The sequence below is a fragment of the Klebsiella sp. 10-1 genome (genome assembly GCF_009758445.1).
GTDB classification, from domain to species: Bacteria; Pseudomonadota; Gammaproteobacteria; order Enterobacterales; family Enterobacteriaceae; genus Klebsiella; species Klebsiella scottii.
Window position 1 is genome coordinate 138,551 of sequence record NZ_WQRE01000008.1, and the last position, 18,870, is coordinate 157,420.

Below are 18,870 nucleotides of genomic sequence, written 5' to 3' on the forward strand. Positions count from 1 at the left end.
CTCCTGTTATTTGCCGCTGAGCGAGTTGTGAATCAGATCCAGCCAGTTCGGTACGCCCAGGTGGAAGGATTCCAGGGTCTTAATGTCAAAGCCGCGGAAGAAGGCGCTCAGCACGAACAGTGCGACAATGGCGGACATCATCACTTTAGTGACGCGGTGCCAGCCGCTCTCTTCAACGCCCTTACCGATCAGGATGCCCAGTACCAGACCCGGAACGGCGTTGCCCATAATCAGCTGCGCCGCGCCGCCGAAAATGGTGGCCCAGAAGCCCGATTTTTTCCCGGCATCGATGGCCGCCAGCCAGAAGATAACCGGCATCACCGTGTTAACCAGCAGGTTAGCCGCCGGGACCAGCACCTTAACGGCAGTGACCTGCAGCGCTTCCGGTACGGAAGAGGCGGTCAGGTTAAGGAAGGAGACCACGAACATGCCGATAACGCCGCAGGCAATCGCCATCTTCTTCGGATCGTGCAGCGTCTCGCCGACGTTGCGGTTTTTCAGCATCAGCGCGGCGGCGCCCCAGTTAGGGATAATGCGGTGATCGACGTCCTGGGTGAAGGAGCCTGCTGCGACAGAAGAAGCCCAGGCGTTAAAGAAGAAGCCGAGACCAAAGGAGAAGTGGGACGCCGGATCGCCTTCGCAGGAGTTCAGCTCGCCCAACGTACGAAATGCGCCCATCCCTTGCGTGGTGGGCGCATGAAACATACGTGCCGCTCCGGCGCCCACGCCGACGCCGACCAGGCCGCCGATAATGAGCGATTTTATTAAAATTATCAGGAACATAGTTTAACCCTATGGTGAAGATCAGGTTTGCGTGACGAAATCCACTTTATCGAGATTAATGGCGGTCACGTTGACGGTGACGTTCAGCTCCACGCTGTAGGTCCGTCGTTCACGGCGCAAAAAGAAGAATAAAAACGCTTCTTTGCGCACCGCTTCACGCGCATGAACAACCTCCACATCCTGTGGCTCAATACGCAGTAAAATGTGCGGCGACGTTTTCATCACCGCTGCCTGTACGTGGTTCAGGGCATCGGCGAACGCCCGCGTCTTGCTCTCGCCTTTGCCCGTAACGCTCACCGTGGTGGTGAATTGCTCTTTCATACTCAGGCGCCGTATTTCTTTTTCCAGGCTTCTACCAGGCGCTCGCCCAGCTCTTCTTTATCCATAAAGCCGAAGCCCAGAACGTTGTAGCCTTCGTTGATAGCGGTGACGCCTTCATCAACGGAACGCATGCCGTATTTCGCTTTGTAGCCATGTTTGTTTTGCGCGGTGATGGCGCCTGCGCCGCCGCTGCCGCAGAAGGAGATACCAAAGGTGGCATTCTCTGCTTTCATCACGTCGCCCAGCTTCATATCAGCGGCAACGCCCGGAACCACGACTGCACGAGCTCCGGCTTTTTCCGCGCCAGCGGCAACTTTTTGCCCTTTACCCAGGCGATCGCCAATTACTACGGTGATTTGTTCCATTTTTAGCTCCTTACAGGTTTTCTTTAGCGACTTCGAAGTGGACCGACAGCAGCCAGGACTCTTCCTCTGGCAGGTTGCCGAATTGCGCGACCACTTCGCGAGCCAGCATCATTGAATCTTCTGAAATCTCTTCAAACAGGCTGGCATCCACTTCCGGCAGCGGCTCGCCGCTAATTGACCGGTGGGCCATAGCCCGCACGTGGGAGGTCAGCATCTGCTCCTGGACGGCGTTGGGGATGATGTTACGGCGACCTAGCAGGGTATAAACCTGCTGCAGCATCTTCTCAGCCAGCTGCTCGGTTTGCGTTGCCTGCTCCCCTACGTCGTGTGTTACCGCTCCGTTATTCACTTGTCTTACCCCGTTGATGTCTCTGGGGACAAAACTAACGCCGGGGGGGAGGAGTTTGTAGCGAGTTGTTTTCCACTTCGAAGTGGAAAGGCGGACGGACGATGCGATCCATTGCACAGAATTGGCGTAAATTTGCTATTTTCGGCAAAACGGCGTGATGAGAATCACAAGATTGCGATTTAACTGGCGACCGGAAGCGGCCGAACCGGCGGCGGAGAAGAGAAGTAAACTGTGACAGGGGTTGGGTTTTATGCGCAGACGAAATGCAGGAGGTACCGGCTGATACCTCCTGGAAAAGAACTTAACGGTACTTCTGGTGGTAGGTATTACGGGTGGCTTTGAACTCTTCCGCAGCGGCCTGCGCTTCTTTGACCTTGCCTTCATTGGCCAGCTTCAGGGCGCCGTCAATCTGGCCAATCAGAATATCGAGGCCGTGGCGGTAGTCCTTCATCTCCGCGCTGTCCGCTGCTTTGCCTTCCAGCTTCGGCGGGGTCTCTTTCTGCGCATTGACGGCGGCGTCGCGCATCTTCGTCAGCGCCGCTTTTTGCTCACCGGCATCAGAGGTCTTCTGTACCACCTGCAGATTTTGCGCAATGGTGTCCATATCCTCACCGAGATCGGCGGCAAACGCCGACGCTGAACCCATCGCCAGGGCTGAGACAGCCAGCACTGCTAACAGTTTTTTACGCATTGCTCACTTCCTTTTTTATTATTTAAGCATAAGGAAAAGGCGCCACCTGGGCGCCCTTCTATACCCGTTATTCTTCAAGCCGCAGCCTGAACAATCCGGTAAAACACGCCGTTATTGCCCGGCGATTTTCATCTCTGGCAGCAGCACGGAACCACACTGGATATTGCTGCGCATTTCGATATCGTCGGCAACGGTCACGATATTACGCCACATATCTTTCAGATTTCCGGCGATGGTGATTTCGCTTACCGGATACTGAATTTCGCCATTCTCAACCCAGAAGCCGGATGCGCCGCGTGAGTAATCGCCGGTAACGCCACTGACACCCTGCCCCATCAGTTCGGTGACGACAAGTCCGGTGCCCATCTCTTTAAGCAACTTTTCAAAACTCAGGCCGCGGCCGTTGATTCGCCAGTTGTGAATGCCGCCCGCGTGGCCGGTGCTCTTCATGCCCAGCTTGCGCGCCGAGTAGTTGGTCAGCAGCCACTGCGTCAGAATGCCGTCCTTAATGATATCGCGACGCTCCGTACGCACGCCTTCGCTGTCGAACGGCGTTGACGCCAGCCCTTTCAGCAGATGCGGATGCTCCTCAATGGTCAGCCAGTCCGGCAGGATCCGGGTGCCGAGCGCGTCAAGCAGGAAGGTCGATTTACGGTACACCGCGCCGCCGGCAATCGCCCCGACCAGGTGACCAAACAGCCCGGTCGCCACTTCATTGGCAAAAATCACCGGCGCCTTCATCGTCGAGAGCTTGCGCGGCGCCAGGCGCGAGAGGGTGCGGCGGGCGCACTCGTCGCCCACCCACTCCGGCGACTGCAAATCTTCAATCGCGCGGCCGATGGTATAAGCGTAATCACGCTCCATATCGCCGTTTTCTTCCGCGATAACGCAGCTGGACAGCGAATGGCGGGTTGAGCAGTAGCCCTGCAGCATTCCGTGGCTGTTGCCGAATACCTTGATGCCGTAGTGGCTGTTGAAGCTGCCGCCTTCGGTGTTGGTGATGCGCTTATCGGCCTGCAGCGCCACCTGTTCGGCGCGGGCGGCCAGCTCGATCGCCCGATCCGGGCTCACTTCCGCCGGGTGGAACAGGTCAAGATCCGGGGCGTCAAAGGCCAGCAGCTCTTTATCGGCAACGCCGGCGAACGGGTCCGGCGAGGTATAGCGGGCAATGTCCAGCGCCGCCTGCACCGTGCGGGCAATCGCCTGCGGGCTAAGATCGGTTGAGGAAGCGCTGCCCTTGCGATGCTGATGATAAACGGTGATGCCTAAGGCGCCATCGCTATTAAATTCTACGTTCTCCACCTCGCCGTAGCGGGTGCTGACGCTGATGCCGGTGGTTTTGCTGACGGAGACTTCCGCACCGTCTGATTTACCTGCCGCCAGTTCCAGCGCCGTGGTCACGGCCTCTTCCAGCGCCTTACGCTGCTGTGCAACTTGAGAGATGACTTTCATCGCTAATGCCATAATGTAGGAAGGAGTTAATTGAAGTCTAACAGAGAACCGTTTTTCAGTGCGCGCCTTAACTGGTAACATTAGCCTCTTTTTTTAAGGAGCCTGAGATGACAAAGCAGCCCGATGACTGGCTCGACGACGTTCCCGGTGATGACGTCGAAGATGAAGACGATGAAATTATCTGGGTCAGTAAAAGTGAAATTAAGCGTGACGCCGAAGAACTGAAGCGTCTTGGCGCAGAACTGGTAGAGCTGGGGAAAAACGCGCTGGATAAGATCCCGCTCGATACCGACCTGCGCGACGCCATTGAACTCGCCCAACGGATCAAGAAAGAGGGCCGTCGCCGCCAGATGCAGCTGATTGGCAAAATGCTGCGCAGCCGCGACGTTGACCCTATTCGCCAGGCGCTGGACAAGCTGAAGAACCGCCACAACCAGCAGGTTGCGCTGTTCCATAAGCTGGAGATGATCCGCGACCGCCTGATTGCCGATGGCGATGACGCGGTACCGGAAGTGCTGAACCTGTGGCCGGAAGCTGACCGTCAGCAGCTGCGTTCGCTGATCCGTAACGCGCAAAAAGAGAAAGAAGGCAACAAGCCGCCGAAGTCCGCGCGCCTGATCTTCCAGTACCTGCGTGAACTGGCCGAAGGCGAAAGCTAATTCCGCTGCCGCCCGCCTGATTTTCCCGCAGGCGGCGCGCCTGTCCGGGCTACCTGATAACGTTTAACCTGTAGCCCGGCATGCGTACGCTACGCATTGCCGGAAAGGTTATCTTTCCCAACGCCGCGCCCCTGGGCGCTCCCCCTGTTCAGCCTCTGTTCAGCCACCCTTTGCTCTCGTTTTGCTCTCCTTTTGCTCCCCCTTGCGCTTTTATCCGGCTGACGCGCCGTTCTGCTGCTCGTCAGAGGACGCGGTTTTTCCGCCGCGTCTGCTGCCCATAAAAGCTGAATCGTTAAAGCTAACTATGTTTAAATTCACATTTTTTCGGCAATAATAATAAAAACTTGCATTAAAATAGGACTAAAGTCGCAGTTAAAAACAGCAAATCGCGCATATTCTCACCAGGTGAGGCACTTCACATTTTCATCAGCCGCTAGCCATTAGATTTCCCTTATTGATAACAATATCGATTCAGCAAAAAGGGACGAAAAATGAAAAAAATAGTAGCGTTGACCGCAGTAGCGATGATGTTCTCTGGGCAAGTCGCGGCAAAAACCTGGGTGCTGACAAGCGCTGAAAGCAGCATAGAGAAAGGAAACTGGCAGGTAAGCAGTGACCAGCTGAAGATAAAAGATCGCCATTTCAGCATAGAGCAAAAAGTCCTTCATGGCGGCAAGCAGGAGGGCAGTAAAGTTATCGTTATTCGCAGCCAGGACGGCCTGACTATCGCTCTCAGCCCGACTCGCGGGATGAATTTACTTAAAATCGAAGGTTTCGGCACGCGAATGGGCTGGGACTCACCGGTCAAAGAGGTGGTTAATCCGGCCTTTATTAATCTGGAAAGCCGCAACGGGCTGGGCTGGCTGGAAGGTTTCAATGAGATGATGGTGCGCTGCGGCTACGAATGGACCGGCCACCCGGTCACCGCCGACGGGCAGATTTATACCCTGCACGGCAAAGCCGGGAACACGCCGGCATCGCAGGTCGAGGTTGAGGTTGCCGATAGCGCGCCGTATGAAATTCGCGTTCGCGGGCTGGTGAAGGAAAGCACCTTCAAAAAAGCCGATTTGCAGACCATGACCGAGCTGCGCTACGTGCCCGGCAGCAACAGCTTCAGCCTGCACGATGTCTTAACCAACCACGCCGATTATCCGCATGATTATCAGATCATTTACCACAGCAATTTCGGTACGCCGATTCTGGAAGAAGGCGCGCGTTTTCTCGCGCCGATGGCCAGCATCAGCCCGTTCAACGACTATGCCAAAGCCGGTTTGAAAACGTGGCAAACCTATGCCGGCCCGACCAAAGATTTTGACGAGATGGTATTTAATATTCAGCCGCTGTCCGATGACCATCACCAAACGCTGGCGGCGGTGGTTAACAAGGCTGGCGATAAAGGGGCGTCGATTCAGTTTGATACCCGCCAGCTGCCGGTCCTGACGCTGTGGAAAAACACCGACAGCCAAAAACAGGGCTATGTCACCGGCATTGAGCCAGGCACCAGCTATGCCTATCCGGTCACCGTTGAGCGCGAGCAGAAACGCGTGAAGCAGCTGCAGCCAGGAGCCAGCGCGCAGTTTGATCTGACCTATACCCTGCTGCACAACAATAAGCAGGTTGCCGACGTTGAGCAGAGAATTGCGGCAATCCAGGGCGACGCGAAGGTCGCGGAAAACGAAGCGCCGATCGCCAAAGAGTAACCTTACGCCGGCGCTGCTCCCGGGCCTCCGGGAGAGACGGCGCCCGCACCGCACATCACCTTCCCGGCGCCAGCGCCGGGATATCGGCTTAGGCCATCACCACCTGGCGTAGCTGCTGCGCAAAGCGCTGGTACTGCGCTTCGTCAATCGCCTGCGGGTAGCTCAGCACCATCAGCGCATGATCGGCGATGCCGCAATGATAGGTCGGGTGGCTATGCGGCCACGGGTTATCGCTAAAACCCATCGTGACATAAAACTGCAGGCGCCTGCGGGCGATTTCCGTGGTGAGCGGATCGATCTCGAGGATGGTCAGCGGCGCACGCTTAAGTATTTCCGCCAGCAGACGCTTGCCGTAGCCGCGCGAGCGCAGGCTGTCGTCGATCGCCAGATGCTCAATGTAGCCATAGTCCGCAAACTGCCAGCTGCCGCTCAGCCCGATAAACTCCCCCTCATCAAACCACGCCTCCAGCGCGTAGTGCGGATCGCGCAGCGCGCGCTGTTTAGCCAGCGGCTCACGCTGCTCGTGCCAGGGAAAAGCCTTGACGTACAGCGCGTCGAGCGCGGGGAAATGCGGCGAATCGGTCGAGGTCAGTTTTTCAGAAGTGAGCATGACAAAATCCAAATAGCAAAAAATCTGCCCTCACGCGGAGGGCAAAGAGACGATCGTCGGGATTATTCTGCCGCAGCCGCCTTACTGGCCAGCTTATCCAGCAGCTTCTGATGAATGCCGCCGAAGCCGCCGTTGCTCATCACCAGAATGTGGTCGCCCGGATGGGCGGTTTTGATAATCATATCCACCAGCACATCGACATCAGCGCTCCAGTGAGCAGGCTGCACGCAGGCTTCAGCCACCTCGGCGACCTGCCACGGAATATGCTGCGGCTGGAGCAGGAACACTTCATCCGCGCGGCCCAGCGACGGCGCCAGATCGTCTTTGCAGACGCCCATTTTCATGGTGTTCGAGCGCGGTTCGAGCACCGCCAGAATGCGGGCGGTGCCGCCAACCTTACCGCGCAGCGCCTGCAGCGTCGCCAGGATCGCCGTCGGGTGATGGGCAAAATCGTCGTACACGGTGACGCCGTTCGCTTCGCCGCGCAGCTCAAGGCGGCGACGGGCGTTGATAAAACCGCCCAGCGCGTTGGCGGCGTCCGCCGGCACCACGCCGACGTGGCGGGCGGCGGCAATCGCCATCAGGCCGTTGTGCATATTATGCTCGCCGACCAGCGCCCACTTCACTTCCCCGACCTTCTCGCCGTCAAGCCAGACTTCCCACTGCGAGGCGTCGGTGTTGAGCTTTTTCGCCTGCCAGTGGCCCTGCTCGCCGACCAGCTCCTGCTCGCTCCAGCAGCCCATCGCCATAGTCTGTTTCAGGTTGATGTCGTTTTCCGGCAGAATAATTTTGCCCTGACCCGGGACAATGCGCACCAGATGATGGAACTGCTTCTGGATAGCCTTCAGGTCATCAAAGATATCCGCGTGATCGAACTCAAGGTTATTGAGGATCAGGGTTCGCGGGCAGTAGTGAACAAATTTCGAACGCTTATCAAAGAAAGCGCAGTCATATTCATCCGCTTCGATAACAAAGAACGGGCTGTCGCCCAGACGCGCGGAGACCTCGAAATTACCCGGCACGCCGCCAATCACAAAGCCGGGCTTATAGCCGCAGGCTTCGAGGATCCAGGTCGCCATGCCGGCGGTCGTCGTTTTGCCGTGGGTGCCCGCCACCGCCACAACCCAGCGATCGCGCAGGACGAAATCATGCAGCCACTGCGGGCCGGACATGTACGGAATGTTGTTTTCCAGCACCGCTTCGACGCACGGATTGCCGCGCGTCATCGCGTTACCGATGATCACCAGATCCGGCCGAGGCTCCAGCTGGCTGGCGTCATATCCTTGAATTAGATCGATACCCTGGCTTTCCAGCAGGGTGCTCATCGGCGGATAGACGTTAGCATCCGACCCCGTTACCTCATGACCGAGGGAACGCGCCAGCATCGCCAGCCCCCCCATAAACGTGCCACAGATACCTAAAATATGAATGCGCATTCGTCACTTCCCTCTTTAATCTGGCGCACATTTTACCCTTATGTTCGGCATCAGAGAAATGCATTTCAGGCGAATCCGTTTTTTGCTGGCGCGATTCACCTGTGCGTATTTTTTTTATTCTTTGTTAAGATTGTTGCGTTCGTTTTACTTCACATAAACATGCAGGGAACGGGTTATGAAAACGTTAGGTGAATTTATTGTCGAAAAGCAGCACGAGTTCTCCCACGCAACCGGCGAGCTAACTGCTTTGTTGTCGGCGATAAAACTAGGCGCCAAGATCATCCACCGCGATATCAACAAGGCCGGTCTGGTCGATATCCTGGGTGCCAGCGGTGCTGAAAACGTCCAGGGCGAGGTGCAGCAAAAACTCGATCTGTTCGCCAATGAAAAATTGAAGGCCGCACTGCGAGCGCGCGATATTGTTGCCGGGATCGCCTCTGAAGAAGAAGACGAAATCGTCGTCTTTGAAGGCTGCGAACACGCAAAATACGTGGTGCTCATGGACCCGCTGGATGGTTCCTCTAACATCGACGTTAACGTCTCTGTCGGGACTATCTTCTCCATCTACCGTCGCATAACCCCGGTCGGAACGCCGGTCACCGTCGAAGATTTCCTGCAGCCGGGCAGTAAACAGGTCGCCGCAGGCTACGTGGTTTACGGCTCCTCCACGATGCTGGTTTATACCACCGGCTGTGGCGTTCATGCCTTCACCTACGATCCTTCTCTTGGCGTATTCTGCCTCTCTCAGGAGCGCATGCGCTTCCCGGAGAAAGGCAATACCTACTCCATCAACGAAGGCAACTACATCAAATTCCCGATGGGCGTGAAGAAGTACATTAAGTTTTGCCAGGAAGAGGATCTCGGGACCCAGCGCCCCTACACCTCGCGCTATATCGGCTCCCTGGTGGCGGATTTCCACCGTAATCTGCTGAAAGGCGGCATTTATCTCTACCCGAGCACCGCCAGCCACCCGGAAGGGAAGCTGCGCCTGCTGTACGAATGCAACCCGATGGCGTTCCTCGCCGAGCAGGCGGGCGGTAAGGCCAGCGACGGTAAAGAGCGTATTCTCGATATCATCCCGGTAAGCCTGCACCAGCGTCGCTCCTTCTTCGTCGGCAACAACCATATGGTTGAAGACGTCGAAAACTTCATTAAAGAGTTCCCGGACGCATAACGCCCCCTGACTTCCCCTCTCGCCCGGCGAGAGGGGATTTTACGCTAGCGATTCGCCGTTCCGCTCACCCGCGATACCGGCGAGTTCTGGCGGTTCTCCCACAGCACCGTCAGCCCGCGCTGCAGCGCAATAAAGATAAACAGCAGAATGCCGATCGCAATTTTCGTCCACCACGAGCTGAGCGTGCCGTCGAAGTTAATGTAGGTCTGGATCAGCCCCTGAATCGCTACGCCAAACAGCGTCCCTAATACCGTGCCGACGCCGCCGCTGAGCAGCGTGCCGCCAATCACCACCGACGCAATCGCGTCCAGCTCAACGCCAACCCCGGCCAGCGCGTAACCGGCCTGGGTGTAGATAGAAAAAACGATCCCCGCCAGCGTCGCCAGCCCGGTAGAGAGCATGTAAATGCGAATAGTGGTCCCACGGGTCGAAATGCCCATCAGATTTGCCGAGACGGCGCTGCCGCCAATGGCGTACACCTGGTTGCCAAAGCGGGTGCGGTGGGCCATAAAAATGCCCGCCACCACCACCAGCAGCATCAGCAGCCCCATCGCGCTCAGGCGACCGCCGCCGGGAATAGTCCACGCCAGCCCGGAGAGCGTGTCATACACCGGGTGATCGATAGGAATGGACTCTTCAGAGACCAGATAGCTCACGCCGCGCAGGAAGAACATCCCGGCGAGGGTAATAATAAATGCCGGGATCTTCAGCGTATCGATAAGCCAGCCCATCAGCGCGCCAAACGCGCAGCCCATCGCCAGCACCAGCGGGAACGCCAGCAGCGGCGTGATCCCCCAGACGCCAATCGCTTTCGCGAGGAACACGCCGGTGAAGGCGATCACCGACCCGACCGACAGGTCGATGCCGCCGGAGAGGATCACGAAGGTCATCCCCACGGCAATAATGCCAAGAAAAGCGTTATCGGTGAGGATATTGCAGATCACCCGCGTCGAGGCGAAGCCGGGAAACTGGGTCAGGCAATAGAGGTAGCCCAGCACGAATACGGCAAGGGTAATCATCAACGGCAAGTTACGTTTTATCACGGCCGCGTACTCCTTTCAGTAAGCTGATAAAGCGCGGCGACTGCACGATCAGTACGCACAGCACCACCACCGCTTTCACTACCTGGTTAAGCTCCGGCGGGAAGCCCGACAGCAGGATCCCGGTGTTCATCCCCTGGATAATCAGCGCGCCGACTACCGAGAGCAGAAGGTTAAAGCGCCCGCCCATCAGCGATCCGCCGCCGATCACCACTGCCAGGATGGCGTCCAGCTCCAGCCAGAGTCCGGCGTTGTTGGCATCGGCGCCGCGGATGTCCGCCGCAACGATGATCCCGGCTATCGCCGCGCACACGCCGCTCAGCACGTAGGCCAGCATCACGACGATGCGGGTGTTGACCCCGGCATTTTTCGCCGCCCGAATGTTAATCCCTACCGCTTCAATGAACATTCCCAGCGCGGTTTTGCGGGTGAACAGCCAGAACAGCAGCAGCGTGGCGGCGGCAATAAGCACCGGCGTCGGCAGCAGCAGCAGCGAGCCGCTGCCGAGCCACGCCAGAGGCGGCGAGTCGAAGGTGACAATCTGCCCGGAGGTGATCAGCTGCGCGACGCCGCGCCCGGCCACCATCAGGATCAGCGTGGCCACGAACGGCTGGATCTTCAGCACCGCCACCAGGATACCGTTCCATAGCCCGGCCAGCGCGCCCGCCCCCAGCGATACCAGCAGCACCACCGGCAGGCTGTGCCCGGCAACGGTCATCGAGGCGGCGGTAGCGCCGGCAATCGCCATCACCGCGCCGACCGACAGGTCAATCCCGCCGGTGGCGATAACCAGCGTCATGCCAATCGCCAGCAGCGCGACCGGCGCCGCGCGGTTAAGAATATCAATCGGGCTACCGAACAGACGCCCCTCCTGGAGGACAATCTGGAAAAAGTGCGGCGCCACCAGGCTGTCTACGGCCAGCACCAGCAGCAGCGCAATGATTTGCGGCATACCCTTCGGCCAGCTGAAGCGACGCTTCGTTTGGCCGGTTTGCGGAAGAGATCCTGGCATCATGATTTACTCCTATGCCGCAATTGCGTTCATGATCGCCGGAACGGAGAGCTCCCCGAGCGGGATCTCCGCAACCTGTTTGCGATCGCGCATGATAATGACCCGATCGGCATAGCCCACCAGCTCTTCCAGCTCTGACGAAATGACCAGCAGCGCCAGGCCATCGGCGCACAGGGTTTCAATCAGGCGGATGATCTCGGCATGCGCACCGACGTCTATCCCGCGGGTCGGCTCATCGAGGATCAGAAACTGAGGTTTGGTCAGCAGCCAGCGGGAAAGCAGTACCTTCTGCTGATTGCCGCCGGAAAGAAATTCGATCGGCTGCTCGGCGCTGGGGGTACGGATCCCCAGCTGGCGGATAAAGCGTTCGGCGATCTCGTTTTGCTCGCGCCGCGGAATTGGGCGCAGCCAGCCGCGCTGCGCCTGCAGGGCCAGCACGATGTTCTCCCGTACCGACGCCGCCGCGATAATGCCGTCGGTTTTTCGGTCTTCCGGGCAAAAGCCGATCCCGAGGCAGGAGGCCTGATGCGGCGAGCGCAGCGTCTGCGGCTTGCCTTTGATCAGCGCCTTGCCGCTATCGGCCGGTTTGATACCAAAAATCACTTCCGCCGTTTCGGTGCGCCCGGAGCCCAGCAGCCCCGCCAGGCCAACAATTTCGCCGGGGCGAACCTGGAGGTCGAACGGCGCGATCGTGCCCTTTTTACCAAAGCCTTCAAAGGCGGCGATCGGCTTATCGCTCAGCAGGGTGCGGCCCGCGCGCTGTAAAGCGTTATGCTCCAGCTCGCGCCCCAGCATCATTTTCACCAGCTCAATCTGCGGCAGTTCGCGTGTTTCCCGGCAGCCGACGAAGCCGCCGTTGCGCAGCACGGTAATCCGATCGCTCACGGCGTACACCTGATCGAGAAAGTGGGTAACAAAAATCAGGCTGACGCCGCTGTCGCGCAGCTGGCGCATCAGGGTGAAGAGCATCTCCACCTCCTGGGTATCCAGGCTGGCGGTAGGTTCATCGAGGATCAGCACCTTAGCCGACAGGTCGATGGCGCGGCAGATAGCGACAATCTGCTGCATCGCCACTGAAAAGCGGTTAAGAGGCTCACGGACGTCGAGGGAGAAACCGTAGGAAGCCATCAGCTCGGTGGCGCGCTTTTCCATCTCTTTACGCCGCAGCAGGCCAAAGCGACGGGGCTCGCGGCCGATAAATAAATTGTCCGCCACCGACATATTCGGCAGCAGGTTGACCTCCTGGTAGACGGTACCGATGCCCAGCTGCTGCGCGTGGGCGGTATTTTTCGGCGCTATTGCCTGGCCCTCGAGCCAGATAGTGCCGCGATCGGCGTGATAAACGCCGGTGAGCGCTTTGATCAGGGTCGATTTCCCCGCGCCATTCTCACCCAGCAGGGCCATGATCTCACCGCGCCGCAGGCTGAAATTAACGTTATCCAGCGCCTTTACGCCGGGGAAAAATTTGCTCAGTCCCTCGGTACGAAGGATCTCCTGATGTACTTCGCCGTTCATGGTTTCCCCTCCCCTAACCCTCTCCCCACCGGGGAGAGGGAACTAAACCGAGCGTCCTGATGGCCTACGCTCACTCAATAGCCCATATTTTTCTTCTTCTCTAACTCTTCTTTCGCCGTATCCGGCAGATAGAGCGTCGATTTGGTGATGGTCAGCTTCTCAGGCAGGGTGCCGTCTTTCTTGAATTTTTCCAGCGCATCGAATGCCGGCCCGGCCATATTTGGCGTCAGCTCGACGCTGGCGTTAGCTTCGCCGGCGATCATCGCTTTGTAGATATCCGGTACGCCGTCAATGGAGCCGGTAAGAATATCTTTACCCGGCTTCAGCCCGGCCTCTTTAATCGCCTGGATGGCGCCGATAACCATGTCATCGTTATGGGCATAAACCATGCAGATGTTCTTGCCGTTATTTTCCGCTTTGATAAAGCTCTCCATAACCTCTTTCCCCTTGCTGCGGGTAAAGTCGCCGGACTGAGAGCGGATAATCTTGATGTTCGATGCCTTAGCGATGGCTTCAGCGAAGCCTTTTTTGCGGTCAATGGCGACGCTGGCCCCGACGGTGCCCTGCAGCTCAACGACGTTGCACGGCTTACCGTCGACGGTTTTCACCAGCCAGTCGCCAATCAGCTGACCTTCCAGCACGTTATTGGCGGTGACGGTGGTCATGTAGAGATCTTTGTCCTTCACATCAATGGAACGGTCGAGCAGGAATACCGGGATTTTGGCCTCTTTGGCCTCTTTCAGCACCGGCTCCCAGCCCGTCGCCACGACCGGGGCGATAAAGATGGCGTCGACCCCCTGCGCAATGAAGGAGCGTACCGCTTTAATCTGGTTTTCCTGCTTTTGCTGACCGTCGGCAATTTTCAGAGTAATACCGCGCTTAGCGGCCTCCTCCTTCGCAACGCTGGTTTCGGCCGCACGCCAGCCGGATTCAGACCCGACCTGCGAAAATCCTACGGTCAGAGGGGCAGCTATTGCCATAGATGACATAGCTGCGGAAACTGCTGTGACAAGAAGTAAGCGCTTCCACATAAGGCGATCCTCGTAGGGTTATTGTTAGTGAAATCGTTATCTGCGGACAAACTATAGACAATCAGAGATGTAACTGAATGCGTTACATCACACTTCGAAAAAGTAAACTAAATGTTAATTCACGCCGTTTATGGCAGCTTAGAGCGGATAAGGCTTTCGCCACGTTGTCGCCATCGCCGCTGATGGCGAAATTTTTAGCACTTTGATAAATCAATCACATGCAATGTAAACGCTTACATAAATTTATTCAGGATGTGGCTATGTTTATGGATTTTCAGGTTGTTTTACGATGAAAAATGACGCCATCTTTCCGCCGCCAGAAACAAAAGAAGCGAAGACATTCGATGTGAGTTGGCTATAATACCGGGCACTTGTTTGCTATACATTTTAAAGGAACAGACATGAGCTTACTCAACGTACCTGCGGGTAAAGATCTGCCGGAAGATATCTACGTCGTTATTGAGATCCCGGCGAACGCAGACCCAATCAAATACGAAGTCGACAAAGAGAGCGGTGCACTGTTCGTTGACCGCTTTATGTCCACCGCGATGTTCTATCCGTGCAACTACGGCTACATCAACCACACCCTGTCTCTGGACGGTGACCCGGTAGACGTGCTGGTTCCGACTCCGTATCCGCTGGAGCCAGGCTCAGTGATCCGCTGCCGTCCGGTTGGCGTTCTGAAGATGACCGACGAATCCGGTGAAGATGCCAAGCTGGTTGCGGTACCGCACACCAAGCTGAGCAAAGAGTACGATCACATCAACGATGTGAACGACCTGCCGGAACTGCTGAAAGCACAGATCACTCACTTCTTCGAGCACTACAAAGATCTGGAAAAAGGCAAGTGGGTTAAAGTTGACGGTTGGGACAATGCTGCTGCGGCGAAAGCTGAAATCATTGCTTCCTTCGAGCGCGCGGCGAAGAACTAAGTTCGCCTCTGCGTAAAGCCAGACCCTGAACGCCGGCTGCCGGTTAGTAAGGGTTTTTTTATGTCCGCTGTTCACCTCCCTGCCCGTTTATTCCTCCCCTATCTCCCGACCCGTCGGGCAAACCTGCGGCCATATTTTCGCCTACCAGAATAGGGAGTTGGCCCGTCACATTTACAATTGCGAATGAAATTAAAAATCATTATCATTTTCAGTTCGTAAATAAATGTGAATAAACGTCAATGAACCTCCACAATGTGAAGACTTTAAAGCTCTGTTCCGGCATGGCGCTGACTGCGGCCCTGCTCCTGACCGGCCTGACCGCAGCGGCCGCCGTGCTTCCTGAGAAAGAGTTCCTGACTCGTGAAGTCGGTCATGGCGTCTATGAGCTGGCGGTAGACGCACAGCAGCATGCGCTGTTCGCCGCCTCCGCCCCCTCGTTTGATAAAGACAAAACCACGGGGCAGATTTACAAGCTGGATCTGGAAAGCCTCACCACCGTTGAAGTCATTAAAACCAGCCGGCGGGCGTTTGCCACCGCGCTGGACGACGCGAATCATGTCCTGTACGTCGGCAATACCCTCGAAGGTTCGGTCACGCTGATTGATACCCGCAGCGGTAAGGAGCTGGCGGTGCTGCAGCTCAGCGAGGCGAGCGACCCCAAAGAGATTATCCATACGCGCGAAATGGTCCTCGATAAGCAGAATCACCGCCTGTACGTCTCAGGCGTCGCGGAAAAGGGCGTTGTCTGGGTTGTCGATACCGAAAAGCGGGCCGGGGTTGCGACCATTAGCGATATGGGCGAATACCCAACCGGCATGGCGGTCGATCCGCAAAAAAACCGGCTCTACGTGGTGAACGGCAGAAATGGCCTGATCGCCATCGATACCACCAGCAATAAAATTATCGACCGCTTTACCGTCGCCCCGGATAAAAAACGTTTTTTCCTCAATATCGCCGTGGATGTCAAAAACAGTCGCGCATTTATTACCGACCCGGATTTACCCAATGTATTAGTGGTCGATATTCGTAACGGTAACGTCCTTTCTGAAATTGACGTGATTAACTCCCTGGCCGTTATTTATAACGAAAAGCGCAAGGAAGTTTATATTACCCATCGTAACGCCAAACTGATAACCATCGCCGACAGCGAAACCGGCAAGGTAAAACAGAGTATTCAAACTACCGCCCTTCCCAACAGCCTTGCGCTTTCCGCCGACGCGAACGCGCTGTATGTCAGCATTAAACAGCCCGAAGAGCTGATGGGTAAAAAGCCTGATTACGTGATGAAAATCGACCTGACGCAATACTAATAATCATCACTCGTTATTTTTCACCTTGTGGCGGCGCACCGTCACGAGGTGATGTCGTTATTTTTTCTTTGCAGGTGTCTGATATTATGAAAACGCGTCAACTCATTGCGCTTACGGGGATCGTAGCCTTATCCGGTGGGGTCATTTTGCCCTCTCAGGCGGAAGAACTTAGCGAAACTTCGCGTAGCGGCGAAGAGCAAATGGTGGTCACCGCCACCGGCTTTGCGCAGGAAAAGCGTGAAGCGCCGGCGACCATCTCGACAATCGATCGCCAAACGCTGGATATTCAGCCCGACCGCAACGTCGGCGAGGCGATAAAAAACCTTCCCGGCGTGTCGGTGTCGAGCGGCAGCGAAATATCCTCGGGCAGCATTATGATGCGCGGCATGGACCCGTCCTACACCGCCTTCATGGTTAACAGCGTCAAACAGAATACCGGCGAATCACGCCCCTATGGCCAGGACCTCGGCACCGAAGCCAGCTTCCTGCCGCCGATGGAGGCGATTGAGCGTATTGAGGTTATTCGCGGCCCGATGTCCTCCCTCTACGGCTCAGATGCCATCGGCGGGGTGGTGAACGTTATCACCAAAAAGCCTTACGGCGTGAAGGAGTGGACCGGCGCGATGGCCGCCAACACCTGGCTCCAGGAGCACCATGATTTTGGCAATACCAGCCAGATGAATCTGTTCACCATGGGCCCGCTGATCCCCGACGTCCTCGGCCTCAGCCTCGCGGCAGACTGGCTGGATCGTCGCGATGACGAACGCGAAAACTACTTCGGCAAGCACAACCGCAAGTCCCTCGATATGACGCTCGGCCTGGCCGCCAGCGAGAACAACCTCTTTGACCTGAACGTGGTAACCGGCGAGCAGGAGAAAAATCGGACCTGGCAGCGCGGCACGCCCTGGACATGGCGCTTCGACCGCGACGCGTTAACCCTGACGCACTCCGGCTGGTATGCCGACGATACCGTCGCCACCACCAACTACATTAATTATGAAAAAGGCCGCTCAAAGTACGTCTATGACGGGCAAACGCCGCAATACGTGCAGACGGAAAACTACGTTGCCAACAGCCAGACAACGCTGAGCCTTGATAACCACAAGCTGACCGTGGGCGCGAACTTTACCCGCGAAGAGCTGAATGACCGCTTTGATGTCGCCAACAAAACCCTGCCGGGCTCCACCCCGGTTACCAAAGTTAGCCGCAACGGCTGGGCGCTGTTTGCCGAAGACGGCTGGACCCTCGGCGATTTCATCCTGACCACCTCAGGGCGTCTCGATCGCGATGATAACTTTGGCACCCACGTCACGCCAAAGCTGTACGGCAACTGGGCGTTTAGCGACGCATGGGCGCTGAAGGGCGGGGTTTCAGCAGGCTATAAAAAACCGGAGCTGCGCGCGACCTCCAGCGATTTTATTACGCCGCACGGTTCAACCGTACCCTATCCCTTCCTGACGGTCGGCAACGACGACCTGAAGCCGGAGAAAAGCGTTAACTCCGAGCTCGGCCTGTACTGGACGGGCAGCGCCCTGGCGCTGGACGGCACGGTCTTCTATACCCAGTTCAAAGATAAAATTACCGAGCAAAACATCTGCGAAACCACGGCAACCAACCAGTGTTCCGTCAACGGCTACAAAGCAGATTCGATCGACAAATACTTTAACGTCAGTAAAGCCGACGTCTACGGCGTCGAGCTCAACGCTGACTGGCAGATTAGTGCCGATATCAAGGCTAACGCCAACTACACCTACAACCACAGCGAGCAGAAAAGCGGTGCCGAAAAAGGCTATGCGCTGAACGACTATCCGCGCCATATGGCAAATCTGTCGCTCAGCTGGGCGGCGACGCAGAGTATGGATGTCTGGAGTACGGTGAACTATCGCAGCAGCAACCGCGATAGCGGCAGCCATAATGAGTATGAGGCCTATACGATGGTGGATGTCGGCCTGCGCTATCAGCTGAACAAAAACGCGCAGCTGCTGGCGGGGATCTATAACCTGTTTGATGCGGACCCTAAACGCACCACCTCGTGGGGCGAGTACGGTCAGATAGAGGGCCGACGCTATAATCTCGGCGCCCGCGTCGAGTTCTGATTAACGCCCGCAAAAAACAGCGCCACCCGAGGGTGGCGCTGTCGTTTTTAATACTGGTCTCTGTCTAACCAGTTACCGCTCTCTATCAGCGTAAACCCCTCAACCGGGCGCTGATAGACATACATCCATGCGCCGCCATACGGCGTCTGGATAAGATGGCGCGCGTATTCGCCGCCTTTGGTACGCAGAGCATCCAGTTCGGCCAGCGTCGATGCGTCAATACGATAGACTTCACCATGTACCGTGCCTTCACCGGGCACCGCGCCTGGATAGTGGCCCAGGCTGTACAGCTGATAATCGTTGACACTATGATCGCCCAGCCACTGAGCGTTGGTCATCCAGTGGCTGTTGCCTTGTTTGCGTCGTAAACTGCCGTAAACAAATATTCGCATTG

The 18,870-nt window shown here is 56.8% G+C and carries 19 protein-coding genes; 6 read left to right on the forward strand and 13 right to left on the reverse strand.

Features of this window, described 5'->3' with window-relative positions; translation table 11 throughout:
• Positions 1 to 6: 6 nt before the first annotated feature.
• The 6 genes from GO007_RS23945 to pmbA form a co-directional block, all read right to left on the reverse strand.
• Positions 7 to 783 carry a DUF4311 domain-containing protein gene (locus GO007_RS23945; protein ID WP_041143762.1) on the reverse strand — a complete coding sequence of 259 codons (777 nt, stop codon included), beginning with the start codon at positions 781 to 783 and terminating at the stop codon, positions 7 to 9.
• Between the two features lie 21 nt (positions 784 to 804).
• Positions 805 to 1,104, reverse strand: coding sequence for a DUF4312 family protein (locus GO007_RS23950; protein ID WP_041143761.1), 300 nt, complete (start codon positions 1,102 to 1,104; stop codon positions 805 to 807).
• Positions 1,105 to 1,106: 2 nt separating this feature from the next.
• Positions 1,107 to 1,469, reverse strand: a complete 363-nt coding sequence (locus tag GO007_RS23955; RefSeq protein ID WP_045853321.1) for an SFCGS family glycine-rich protein — start codon at positions 1,467 to 1,469, stop codon at positions 1,107 to 1,109.
• Between the two features lie 10 nt (positions 1,470 to 1,479).
• Positions 1,480 to 1,818 (reverse strand): glycine dehydrogenase, encoded by a 339-nt coding sequence (locus GO007_RS23960; protein ID WP_095104325.1) that lies wholly within the window; start codon positions 1,816 to 1,818, stop codon positions 1,480 to 1,482.
• Positions 1,819 to 2,119: 301 nt separating this feature from the next.
• Positions 2,120 to 2,509 (reverse strand): cytochrome b562, encoded by a 390-nt coding sequence (cybC, locus tag GO007_RS23965; protein WP_095104327.1) that lies wholly within the window; start codon positions 2,507 to 2,509, stop codon positions 2,120 to 2,122.
• Between the two features lie 111 nt (positions 2,510 to 2,620).
• On the reverse strand, positions 2,621 to 3,973 hold the full coding sequence (gene pmbA, locus GO007_RS23970) for a metalloprotease PmbA (RefSeq protein ID WP_095104329.1): 1,353 nt from the start codon (positions 3,971 to 3,973) through the stop codon (positions 2,621 to 2,623).
• Positions 3,974 to 4,068: 95 nt separating this feature from the next.
• Here pmbA and yjgA point away from each other — a divergent pair, with 95 nt between their 5' ends.
• Together yjgA and GO007_RS23980 are read left to right on the forward strand one after the other, a co-directional pair.
• Complete coding sequence (gene yjgA, locus GO007_RS23975; RefSeq protein ID WP_041143756.1) at positions 4,069 to 4,620, forward strand: ribosome biogenesis factor YjgA; 552 nt, start codon at positions 4,069 to 4,071, stop codon at positions 4,618 to 4,620.
• A 491-nt stretch (positions 4,621 to 5,111) separates the two neighbouring features.
• Positions 5,112 to 6,320 (forward strand): aldose 1-epimerase family protein, encoded by a 1,209-nt coding sequence (locus GO007_RS23980; RefSeq protein WP_095104331.1) that lies wholly within the window; start codon positions 5,112 to 5,114, stop codon positions 6,318 to 6,320.
• Positions 6,321 to 6,408: 88 nt separating this feature from the next.
• Here GO007_RS23980 and GO007_RS23985 read toward each other — a convergent pair whose 3' ends face one another.
• Both GO007_RS23985 and mpl read right to left on the reverse strand, forming a co-directional pair.
• Positions 6,409 to 6,930, reverse strand: a complete 522-nt coding sequence (locus tag GO007_RS23985; protein ID WP_095104333.1) for a GNAT family N-acetyltransferase — start codon at positions 6,928 to 6,930, stop codon at positions 6,409 to 6,411.
• Between the two features lie 62 nt (positions 6,931 to 6,992).
• Positions 6,993 to 8,366, reverse strand: a complete 1,374-nt coding sequence (gene mpl / locus GO007_RS23990) for a UDP-N-acetylmuramate:L-alanyl-gamma-D-glutamyl-meso-diaminopimelate ligase (RefSeq protein ID WP_095104335.1) — start codon at positions 8,364 to 8,366, stop codon at positions 6,993 to 6,995.
• A gap of 175 nt (positions 8,367 to 8,541) precedes the next feature.
• Here mpl and fbp point away from each other — a divergent pair, with 175 nt between their 5' ends.
• Positions 8,542 to 9,540: a class 1 fructose-bisphosphatase gene (fbp, locus tag GO007_RS23995; protein ID WP_095104337.1), complete on the forward strand. Its 999-nt coding sequence runs from the start codon at positions 8,542 to 8,544 to the stop codon at positions 9,538 to 9,540.
• Between the two features lie 44 nt (positions 9,541 to 9,584).
• Here the strand turns inward: fbp and yjfF are convergent, their stop codons facing one another.
• From yjfF to ytfQ, 4 genes are all read right to left on the reverse strand, one after another.
• On the reverse strand, positions 9,585 to 10,583 hold the full coding sequence (gene yjfF, locus GO007_RS24000; RefSeq protein WP_095104339.1) for a galactofuranose ABC transporter, permease protein YjfF: 999 nt from the start codon (positions 10,581 to 10,583) through the stop codon (positions 9,585 to 9,587).
• Positions 10,570 to 11,595 carry a galactofuranose ABC transporter, ATP-binding protein YtfT gene (gene ytfT / locus GO007_RS24005; protein WP_095104341.1) on the reverse strand — a complete coding sequence of 342 codons (1,026 nt, stop codon included), beginning with the start codon at positions 11,593 to 11,595 and terminating at the stop codon, positions 10,570 to 10,572. The genes yjfF and ytfT overlap by 14 nt, the downstream gene beginning before the upstream one ends.
• Positions 11,596 to 11,604: 9 nt before the next feature.
• Positions 11,605 to 13,107 (reverse strand): galactofuranose ABC transporter, ATP-binding protein YtfR, encoded by a 1,503-nt coding sequence (gene ytfR / locus GO007_RS24010; RefSeq protein ID WP_095104343.1) that lies wholly within the window; start codon positions 13,105 to 13,107, stop codon positions 11,605 to 11,607.
• A gap of 74 nt (positions 13,108 to 13,181) precedes the next feature.
• Positions 13,182 to 14,138, reverse strand: a complete 957-nt coding sequence (gene ytfQ, locus GO007_RS24015) for a galactofuranose ABC transporter, galactofuranose-binding protein YtfQ (RefSeq protein WP_076947019.1) — start codon at positions 14,136 to 14,138, stop codon at positions 13,182 to 13,184.
• A 401-nt stretch (positions 14,139 to 14,539) separates the two neighbouring features.
• On the opposite strand from ytfQ, the gene ppa reads away from it, so the two are divergent.
• The 3 genes from ppa to GO007_RS24030 all read left to right on the forward strand — a co-directional run bounded on the left by ppa (position 14,540) and on the right by GO007_RS24030 (position 18,476).
• Positions 14,540 to 15,070 (forward strand): inorganic diphosphatase, encoded by a 531-nt coding sequence (gene ppa / locus GO007_RS24020; RefSeq protein WP_041143747.1) that lies wholly within the window; start codon positions 14,540 to 14,542, stop codon positions 15,068 to 15,070.
• 239 nt (positions 15,071 to 15,309) lie between these two features.
• On the forward strand, positions 15,310 to 16,380 hold the full coding sequence (gene yncE / locus GO007_RS24025) for a 7-bladed beta-propeller protein YncE (protein ID WP_095104345.1): 1,071 nt from the start codon (positions 15,310 to 15,312) through the stop codon (positions 16,378 to 16,380).
• Between the two features lie 86 nt (positions 16,381 to 16,466).
• Positions 16,467 to 18,476 carry a TonB-dependent receptor domain-containing protein gene (locus GO007_RS24030; RefSeq protein WP_095104347.1) on the forward strand — a complete coding sequence of 670 codons (2,010 nt, stop codon included), beginning with the start codon at positions 16,467 to 16,469 and terminating at the stop codon, positions 18,474 to 18,476.
• A gap of 47 nt (positions 18,477 to 18,523) precedes the next feature.
• Here the strand turns inward: GO007_RS24030 and GO007_RS24035 are convergent, their stop codons facing one another.
• Positions 18,524 to 18,868 carry a gamma-glutamylcyclotransferase family protein gene (locus GO007_RS24035; protein ID WP_095104349.1) on the reverse strand — a complete coding sequence of 115 codons (345 nt, stop codon included), beginning with the start codon at positions 18,866 to 18,868 and terminating at the stop codon, positions 18,524 to 18,526.
• Positions 18,869 to 18,870 lie beyond the last annotated feature (2 nt).